This is a genomic window from Salipiger sp. ABN3_019 (assembly GCF_056158605.1).
The window spans coordinates 290,072-298,023 of record NZ_JBSWTP010000006.1; the positions used below are offsets into that span (position 1 = coordinate 290,072).

At 63.5% G+C, this 7,952-nt stretch carries 11 protein-coding genes; 4 read left to right on the plus strand and 7 right to left on the minus strand.

From position 1 onward, the window contains the following. Positions 1–6: 6 nt before the first annotated feature. The 3 genes from ACXAD2_RS07645 to ACXAD2_RS07655 are packed head-to-tail and all read right to left on the minus strand — an operon-like array spanning position 7 to position 2,242. Complete coding sequence (locus tag ACXAD2_RS07645) at positions 7–804, minus strand: ABC transporter ATP-binding protein (RefSeq protein ID WP_475168849.1); 798 nt, start codon at positions 802–804, stop codon at positions 7–9. Beyond that, positions 801–1,628, minus strand: coding sequence for an ABC transporter permease (locus ACXAD2_RS07650; RefSeq protein ID WP_475168850.1), 828 nt, complete (start codon positions 1,626–1,628; stop codon positions 801–803). The genes ACXAD2_RS07645 and ACXAD2_RS07650 overlap by 4 nt, the downstream gene beginning before the upstream one ends. Continuing rightward, a complete protein-coding gene (locus tag ACXAD2_RS07655; RefSeq protein ID WP_475168852.1) occupies positions 1,619–2,242 on the minus strand; it encodes an aryl-sulfate sulfotransferase in 624 nt (207 codons plus the stop codon). The genes ACXAD2_RS07650 and ACXAD2_RS07655 overlap by 10 nt, the downstream gene beginning before the upstream one ends. Positions 2,243–2,498: 256 nt before the next feature. Here ACXAD2_RS07655 and ACXAD2_RS07660 point away from each other — a divergent pair, with 256 nt between their 5' ends. Both ACXAD2_RS07660 and ACXAD2_RS07665 read left to right on the plus strand, forming a co-directional pair. Then, positions 2,499–2,756 (plus strand): hypothetical protein, encoded by a 258-nt coding sequence (locus ACXAD2_RS07660; protein WP_475168853.1) that lies wholly within the window; start codon positions 2,499–2,501, stop codon positions 2,754–2,756. A gap of 161 nt (positions 2,757–2,917) precedes the next feature. Continuing rightward, positions 2,918–3,946, plus strand: coding sequence for a substrate-binding domain-containing protein (locus ACXAD2_RS07665; RefSeq protein WP_475168855.1), 1,029 nt, complete (start codon positions 2,918–2,920; stop codon positions 3,944–3,946). A gap of 192 nt (positions 3,947–4,138) precedes the next feature. Here ACXAD2_RS07665 and ACXAD2_RS07670 read toward each other — a convergent pair whose 3' ends face one another. The 3 genes from ACXAD2_RS07670 to ACXAD2_RS07680 form a co-directional block, all read right to left on the minus strand. Then, the gene (locus ACXAD2_RS07670; protein WP_475168857.1) at positions 4,139–4,276 is read right to left on the minus strand and encodes a hypothetical protein; all 138 of its coding nucleotides are present in this window, start codon (positions 4,274–4,276) and stop codon (positions 4,139–4,141) included. 120 nt (positions 4,277–4,396) lie between these two features. Then, the gene (locus ACXAD2_RS07675; protein ID WP_475168858.1) at positions 4,397–4,768 is read right to left on the minus strand and encodes a DMT family transporter; all 372 of its coding nucleotides are present in this window, start codon (positions 4,766–4,768) and stop codon (positions 4,397–4,399) included. A gap of 2 nt (positions 4,769–4,770) precedes the next feature. Next, on the minus strand, positions 4,771–5,292 hold the full coding sequence (locus ACXAD2_RS07680; protein WP_475168859.1) for an N-acetyltransferase family protein: 522 nt from the start codon (positions 5,290–5,292) through the stop codon (positions 4,771–4,773). Between the two features lie 281 nt (positions 5,293–5,573). Between ACXAD2_RS07680 and ACXAD2_RS07685 the strand changes: the two genes are divergently transcribed. After that, on the plus strand, positions 5,574–6,374 hold the full coding sequence (locus ACXAD2_RS07685; protein WP_475168861.1) for an isochorismatase family protein: 801 nt from the start codon (positions 5,574–5,576) through the stop codon (positions 6,372–6,374). 66 nt (positions 6,375–6,440) lie between these two features. Then, positions 6,441–7,040: a helix-turn-helix domain-containing protein gene (locus tag ACXAD2_RS07690; protein WP_475168862.1), complete on the plus strand. Its 600-nt coding sequence runs from the start codon at positions 6,441–6,443 to the stop codon at positions 7,038–7,040. A gap of 149 nt (positions 7,041–7,189) precedes the next feature. Here ACXAD2_RS07690 and ACXAD2_RS07695 read toward each other — a convergent pair whose 3' ends face one another. Continuing rightward, positions 7,190–7,717, minus strand: coding sequence for a tyrosine-type recombinase/integrase (locus ACXAD2_RS07695; protein WP_475168873.1), 528 nt, complete (start codon positions 7,715–7,717; stop codon positions 7,190–7,192). Positions 7,718–7,952: the final 235 nt, after the last annotated feature.

Here is a 7,952-nt window from a genome sequence, read left to right on the forward strand (position 1 = left end):
TCTCCTTCAGAGGGCGTCAGCAAGCATGGTCTTGGGGTGGAGGAGGCCGAGGATCTCGTCCCGGATCTCCAGAAGTTCGTTGCCCGACCGGCTGAGGGCTCGGGGCCTCTCCTGCGTCATGTGGTAATGGCGCATGAGGCGGCCAGGCGCATGGCTCATCACCTGGACGTGGTCCGCCAGAAGCAGCGCCTCGTCGACGTCATGGGTGACGAACAGCACCGTCGCCTTGTGCTTGCGCCAGATGCCGAGCAGCAGGTCGTGCATCACCAACCGGGTCTGGGCGTCAAGCGCACCGAAGGGTTCGTCCATCAAGAGCACCTTGGGTTCCACCGCGAAGGTCCGTGCTATGGCGACCCGTTGCTTCATCCCGCCGGAAAGTTGCTGCGGATACTTGTCGGCATGTGCCTCAAGCCCCACTTCGGCCAGCGCGGCGCGGGCGCGATCCATCTCCTCCCGCTTCGAGAGGCCAAACTGCTTCAGCCCGTAGCGGACATTGTTCAGCGCCGTGAACCAGGGGAATAGCGCGTATTGCTGGAAGATCACGCCAACCTCGGGCGAGGGCCCGGTGATGGCCCGGCCGTCCAGCCGGATGGCGCCTTCCGCCGGGGTGACGAAGCCCGCAATGGCGTTCATCAGCGTGGACTTCCCGCAGCCCGAGGGGCCAATCAGAGCGGTGAAGGTGCCGGGTTCGAGGACATGGGACGTCCTCTCCAGTGCGGTCACGCGCCCCTGCTTGCCGGTAAAGCGGATCACGACGTCGTCGATCTCCACGCGACCTTTGGGTTGAGTTGCGTCGGTCATCATCCCTGCTCCCAGTGAACGAGTTTCTTTCCGATCCAGTGCACGATCAGGTCCGCGAAAGCCCCGAGGATGCCCAGCAGGATCAGGAGTGAGAACATGCGGTCCGTTCGGACGTACTGCCGCGCCTCCTGAAGCCGGAACCCGATACCCGAGGACGCGCCGGAAAGTTCGGCCGCGACGAGGCTGAGGAAGGCCAGCGCCACGCCAAGCCGGATGCCCGCAAAGATGTGCGGGGCGGCGGCGGGCAGGACGACCGTGAGGAACTCCCGCAGCCTGGACGCGCCGAGAGTGCGGGAGGCGCGAAGGTAGGTTTCGGGGACGTATTGCATGCCGTGATGCGTGTTGAACCAGACCGTCAGGAAGACGGTGTAGGAGACCACGAAGTACTTCGATCCCTCGCCGATTCCGAACCAGACGATGGCTACGGGGACCAACGCGATGGCGGGGATGGGCCGCAGCAGGTTGAGGAACGGGTTCAGCAGGGTGCGGACCAGCGCCACCCGCCCGGTCATCAGGCCGAGTGTCACACCAAGCGTCCCGCCGATCGAAAAGCCGACCGCCGCCCGGCCGAGCGATTTCGCGAGGTCGGTCTGCAGCGTGCCGTTCTGCCACATCTCGACCGTGGCGGACCAGACGGACCAGGGAGCCGGGAAGATCGCCTCCTTCACCACGCCCGACAGGCCGACAAGCGTCCAGATGCCAAGGATGAAGGCCAAAGAGATCAGCGGCAGGCCAAGGGTCGCGCCGGAGCGCAGGCCCTTCGTCAGCAGTTGCGCGAAGCGCGGCGTCGCGGAGTTTTGGGTGCCGGGGTTCTCCGTCACAGCCATGACACCTGCTCCGCCGCGTAACGATGTGCGCGGAAGCAACCGTTGTGCGAGCCCTTGATGAACTGGTTCAGCGGCGCCGGGTACTCGGCGAAGTCCGGGATCACGAACTCCCACGCTATCTCTCCGGCCTGCGTCACCTCGAAAAGCCGCCCGAAAGCGCTTTCGCAGATCAGCGTGTTGCCGTTGGCCAGCCGCTGCGCGCTGCCCATGAACGGAGAGAAAAAGCTGGGCGCGTTCGGGTCTGCATAGGCCCAGACCGTCTCCATCGTCTTCGGATCGAATTGAAGGGCGCGGGAATAGGGGTTCGACGATCCGACCCGCAGGTTGCCATTGTCGAAGACCAGCACCGTGCCGTCGTCCATCATGATCGGCGTGTGCTGCTGGGCGACAACATCGGTCCCGGCATGCCAGACGATGCGCCCCGTGGCCTTCTCGACCGCGATCACGCCCGACGTCGTCCGCAGGCTCATCAGGATAAGCCCGTCCTTCGTCTCGGATACGCCGTTGATCATCGGCCAATGACGGCGGTCGAAGATCGGGTGTACGGGCAGGTCTGCGGGGTCGATGTGATCCCAGATGCACCACTCCCAGACGACCTCGCCCTTCCGGTTCACCTGCCGGACGATGTCGGACTGAAAGAATCCCGTCCGCGCCGTCCTTGCCGGGATCGCCGCCGCAGATGCGCTTGGCGAGATGGGCGGGCAACTCGGCGGCCACTGTGTAGAGCAGGTCTCCGTTCGGCAGCCATTGCGCGTCGTGATGGTGATAGATGTCCTCGTGCCGCCAGACGATCTCTCCGTCGGGGGTGGCCTCGTAGAAGTCGCCGCCGTGCCAGAGATCCCAGGCGGGATAGAGTGCGGCGGAGGTCGCATGGCTGCCGTTGTAGCCGAGGTTGCCGTTTGGCAGGATCACCGCGTCGCGGCCAGGGCGGACCGGCATGGCCCACTGATGCGCGATACGGCCTTCTATATCGACCATATCGACCACGCCGCCGCCGGTCTGGCGGGCATAAAGCGTATATCCTCCGGCCGTCTTGGAGCGGTCCAGCGCGGTCAGGCCCAGCCTGCGCCGCTCCAGCGTCACGGCGCTGCTGTGTTCGGGGTCGAAAGTGCCATTCAGTTTGTCTAACATTCTATCCTCCGGCTCGCAGTAAAACGTTTTAATGACTTTTCGCCTTGCGCGGCGCCCTGTTAAAACGTTTTAATTGCGTCAGAAGGTAGAAAATGTCGAAGCGGCGCGTCAGTGGGCGAAATTCAGGCCCAGATGCGCACAAAATAGGCGATTGCTGTATGACTGAAGCCCCCGTGACCCCGAAAAAACGGGCAACCGTGAAGGATGTCGCCCAACTCGCCGGTGTATCGGCGGGGACGGTTTCCAACGCGCTCAGCGGGAAGCGGCGTGTTGACTCTGACACCCAGGCAAGGATCACGGCGGCCATCGATGCGCTCGGCTACGTTCCCAATCTCGCGGCGCGGGGCATGCGGACGGGTCGGGCGGGCACGATCGCGATCTTCTCCTCCATGCCGGTTGCGGTGGCGGCAGGCCAGTCCCGGCTTGGCTTCCTGATGGAGATCGCGGCCTCGGCGGCGGTATCGGCAATGGAGAACAACGTCGCGCTTCTGCTGATCCCGCCGATTACGGAGCCGGCGACGGCACTTGGCACCATTGGCTTCGACGGCGCGATCCTCGTCGAACCTTCTGCCGACGACCCTTATCTTGAATTGCTTGCCGCGCGAGGCGTACCAACCGTCGTGATCGGCCCGGCAGAGGACATGCCGAGCCTCGCCGTGACGCTCGACTATCGCAAGATGGCGTCACTACTCTGCGATCACCTTGTCGCAAGCGGGGCGCGTCGCTTCATGCTGGTCATCGGCCAGAGCGCCCGGGCCTCGAACATCATATTCCGGGAGGTCTACACAGAGCGGTGTCGTACCCTCGGCATGGAACCGGAGGTCATCGTCATCCCTGAAGCCGCCGGGGAAGCCGGTGCCCAGGCAGCGCTTGAGGCGCATATCGCGACCCGGGGGGCCCCCGACGGCGTGCTCGTTCCAATTGACGCAATGGCCACGGGTGTGATGGCGGCACTCCGATCGCACGGACTGGCCGTACCCCAGTCCGTGAAAGTGGCGACACGATATGATGGGCTCCGCGCCCGCAGCGAAACGCCGCCTCTTACGGCGCTCAATCTTCATCTTGATGAAGTGGCCAAGCTGGCGACGCGCCTGCTTGTGGACAGGATTGAAAGTGGCGCGTCAGCTACGTCGGTGACCGCTCCTGAGCCAGCATTGGTTGTACGTGGCGCAACAGGATCACCTTGAGGGACTCACGTTCGACACTCTCGGTACGAATGATGCATTTGGGCTCGAACCGGTCATGCGGCGCTGCGGCGAGTTCTACACATGGCGAGTAGCCGCGCCCGTCGCTCTCGGCCCAGATCTGCCGTTCCGTCCCTGGCCGAATGCCGCTGTGTAGCTTCACCAGACCGGCCATTCGTCCATCGCGCAGCATTTTCAGATGATGAAGGTCGGCAGGGCGGACTTTTCGATCGTTCGGTGATCAGCCAGTGCAATTGCAGCATGGCGATGGAATTGCTTGTTGCTGCAATAAACTGGGATCGGCGCCACAGCGCAGATCACGGAATCCGTCATTCAAGACTGCACCAGTACTCAGAGCCGAACACCCATTCGCTACAACTAGCCGGAGCGCCGCCGTTGCAGACCTTTCAGCCCGGCGCATGTCCTGCTGGAGTTGCTTGCGAAAAGGCGTGATCAGAGGCGGTTGGCCGCCACGATGATCGCCCCTGCGACGAGTAGCCCCGCCCCAACAAGAGAGGGCAGCACGGCGATGGTGCCCGCCGCGCCGATCTTCTGGTACCCGAGCAGGCTGGCGAAGACGAAGAACGAGCCCAGAAGACCCGGAAGCAGCGCCGTGCCGCGGAGGTTGCCGGTCACTTCGGCGAGCCCCTGCAGCCCGTTGCGCCCGATCAGCAGCGCCGAGAGCACCACCAGCCCGATCGCCGAGTTGAGTACCAGCGCCACGAGGATGCTGGAGGTCTGGCTGCTCAGCCGCGCCATGAGGCTGTTCTGCAGCACCAGCGCGCCGCCTGCGGCGATCAGAATGGCGAGGATGACCAGTGGCATCGTCAAGCCTGGGCATCTGGCACAGCGCGGTCGTCGAGCTTGACCTGCAGGAAGGTCAGATCGAGCCAGCCGCCGAACTTCGTGCCGACCTCGGGCAGCCGGCCCACGGTCTCGAAGCCGAGCTTTTCGTGCAGCCGGATCGAGGCGGTGTTTCCCGACTCGACCCCGGCTACCATGACGTGCTTGCCAAGCGCGCGCGCGGCCGCCATCAGCTGCAGCATCAACGCCCGGCCGATGCCGCCCCCGCGCTGGCCGCTCGCGACATAAACCGAATGCTCGACCGTGTGACGGTAACCGTCGAACGCCCGCCAGTCGCCAAAGGTGGCGTAGCCCAGCACTTCTCCGCCTTCGGAGACTGCCACCAGGACCGGGTAGCCCGCGCGCTTGCGGTCAGCCATCCAGGCGCGGCGATTGTCCTCGTCGACGATAGCGTCGTTCCAGATGGCGGTCGTATGGCGCACGGCGTCGTTGTAGATCGCGGTGATTGCCTCGATGTCTTGCGCTTCGGCGTCGCGTATCAGCATGGGAGCCTCGGTGAGTCACTGTGTTACTCGCACTTGCTACTATAGTACACATAAATGCAATGGCATTGAGAGACCCTAGCTACAAGGGTAGTGAATTTTTGCGTCCTCAGGGGGAGATGGCGGTCATGGGCGGGCGAAAATTCGCACAAATGAGCACTATAATGCATTTCAAATGGGCAGAAATCGCCATCATGCAAATGCAATTTCTACTATAGTATGCGAATCGATCGTTTCCAGCCATGCCGTGCCCGACCACTGATGGTCGGAGAACGGAGATCGAGATGACTGAAGACACTAGGTACACCAACGTATCGCGCCGCGGCGCGATGCTCGGAATGGCGGCTGCAGGTGGCGCCGCGATGATGGCAGGAGCACCGGCACAGGCAGCGAGCACCGACGAGGAGCGGCTCAAGGGCGGGGCGCGGGCCATTCCGGACCTGGCGCCGCATTGGCAGGGGCTGGATCTGCGGGAAATTCTCTCGCGTCCCGCGGCCTACATGTCGGTGAGCCAGGTAAAATCGCTCTATGAGCCCTGGGGTGTGCAGGCCGCCGAGCGGCACTGGGAACGCGGCAGCCTGCCGGCGACGGTCAGGGTCGCCGAGGCGGCGCGCGCTGCCGGAAACTTCGTTTCGTTTAACTGGATTGGATACCCAGTGTACCGGGCGGACCATCCCAAGAACGACTTCGACGCGGCGCAATACGCCTCGTGGACCGCGGCGGCGACGCAGACCCCAGAGCAGGCGGCTGCAGACAATGACCTTGCGGACGAGCTCCGCGCGCTGGTGCAGCCGGGCGATAACGAGTTCAGCGAGGTTGCGCTGCAGTCGGCGTGGTTCGGGACTCCGTTGCCGCTCGAACTGACACGCAAGCGGGTGCAGACGATCGTGCTGACGGGCATTCACCTTGATTGGTGCATTGAGGGCAACGCCCGCATCGCACGCGACAATGGGTATCTGCCCATCGTCATCGGCGATGCCTGTGGCTGCGTGCGACCGGATCAGGAAGCGGCAGCGATGGATCGTATCAACGCCTTTTTCGCACCGGTGATATCGTCCGAAGAATTTGTGCGCTTGGTTTCCTGATCTTAGCGGTTGGCGAAGCGGCCCCAGGTTCAGTACATCGGGGGGACAGAGAGAGGCTCGAACGCTATGACCGATCCCGCAACCCCCGTTGCCCCCGCGGATCAGACGCCCGTTGTCATTCCGCAGAGCTTTGCGGAACGGCTTTTCGAGCTGCGCAAGGGCGCCGGCTGGAGCCGCCAGCAGCTGGCCGAACGTGCCGGTGTCTCGCAAGGCATGATCAACAAGCTCGAGCGCGGACAGAGCAGCCCGACGATCGAGATGGTGGGCAAGCTCTCGGCGGCCTTCGGCATGACGGTGTCCGAGATCGTCGCCCAGCCGGCGGCGACCGAGCTGCGCGTGGCGCGGCAGGCGACGCGCTCGACCTTCTTCGACACGAAGACCCGTCTATCGCGCGAAACGGTTTCACCCGACGGCGCGAATACCGGCATGGATGTCACTAAAGTTGTGCTCCCACCCCGAGCCGAAGCTCAGTTTCCTGCTGAGGCCTATACCTTCATCAGCCAGTTAATCTGGGTACTCGACGGCGAGCTGACGATGCTTTGCGGAGCGGAGACCGAGATCCTCGGCGCGGGCGACTGCATGTCGCTCGGCCCGCCGAGCGCGGTCACGTTCCGGAACGCGACAGACCGCTACGCAACCTATGTCGTGATTGTGCGACGGCACTGATCAGCGCCACAATGATCACCCGTCGCACTCCTGTTTGTGCAGTGCCTCAAACCCGAGAGTCTCAATCGGGCTCGAATCCCACGTCGGCACGTAGCTCCTCGCACGTCCGGTCTCGGTTGGCGAACGGCGTGCGCCGTTCGCCGAAGGTATCAAATGTCGACCGACTCCGCGATGCTCAGAGCATCCTCAAGTTCAACGCCCAAGTACCGGACCGTACTGTCCACCTTGGTGTGACCGAGCAGGAGCTGGACCGCGCGAAGATTTCCTGTTTTGCGGTAGATTTGTGCAGCCTTGGTGCGCCTCAAGGAGTGCGTGCCGTAGCCGCTCGGCTCGAGACCGATCGCCGTGACCCAATCTCGGACGAGCCGCGCGTATTGTCGCGTCGAAATGTGCGGCCTGGCATGAAACCGGCTCGGGAACAGGAAGGCGCAGCCGATCATCTCCGGCCGCTTCACCCACGCCGAGATCGAAGCTCGGGTGTTTTCCGTGACTTCGAACTGAACGGGGCGGCGCGTCTTGCTCTGGATGACCGATACGCGTTCGCGGACACGATCGCCGACAACGAACTGGGCGACCCTCAGACCGACAAGGTCGCAGCCTCTCAACTTGCTGTCGATGGCGAGATTGAACAGAGCGAGATCGCGAAGGTTGCTCGCGAGTTCGAGGCGCGCACGGATCGCCCAGACCTATTTCGGTAGCAGAGGCCGTTTCTGGCCAACGAGCCTGCCACGGTTCCAAGGGCGTCGCTTCGGCTTGATGGCGGGGAGTTGGATTCTGGACATGAGACTTTCTCCATCCGTCCCTCCCGGCCCAGGCGTCGACATCGCGTGACCCCGAGATATTAAGCGATGTCGCATATGACCGGTGAAGAAGATTGGCTCCGGGGCGCCGCCGCCGCGCTGCAGCAAGGCC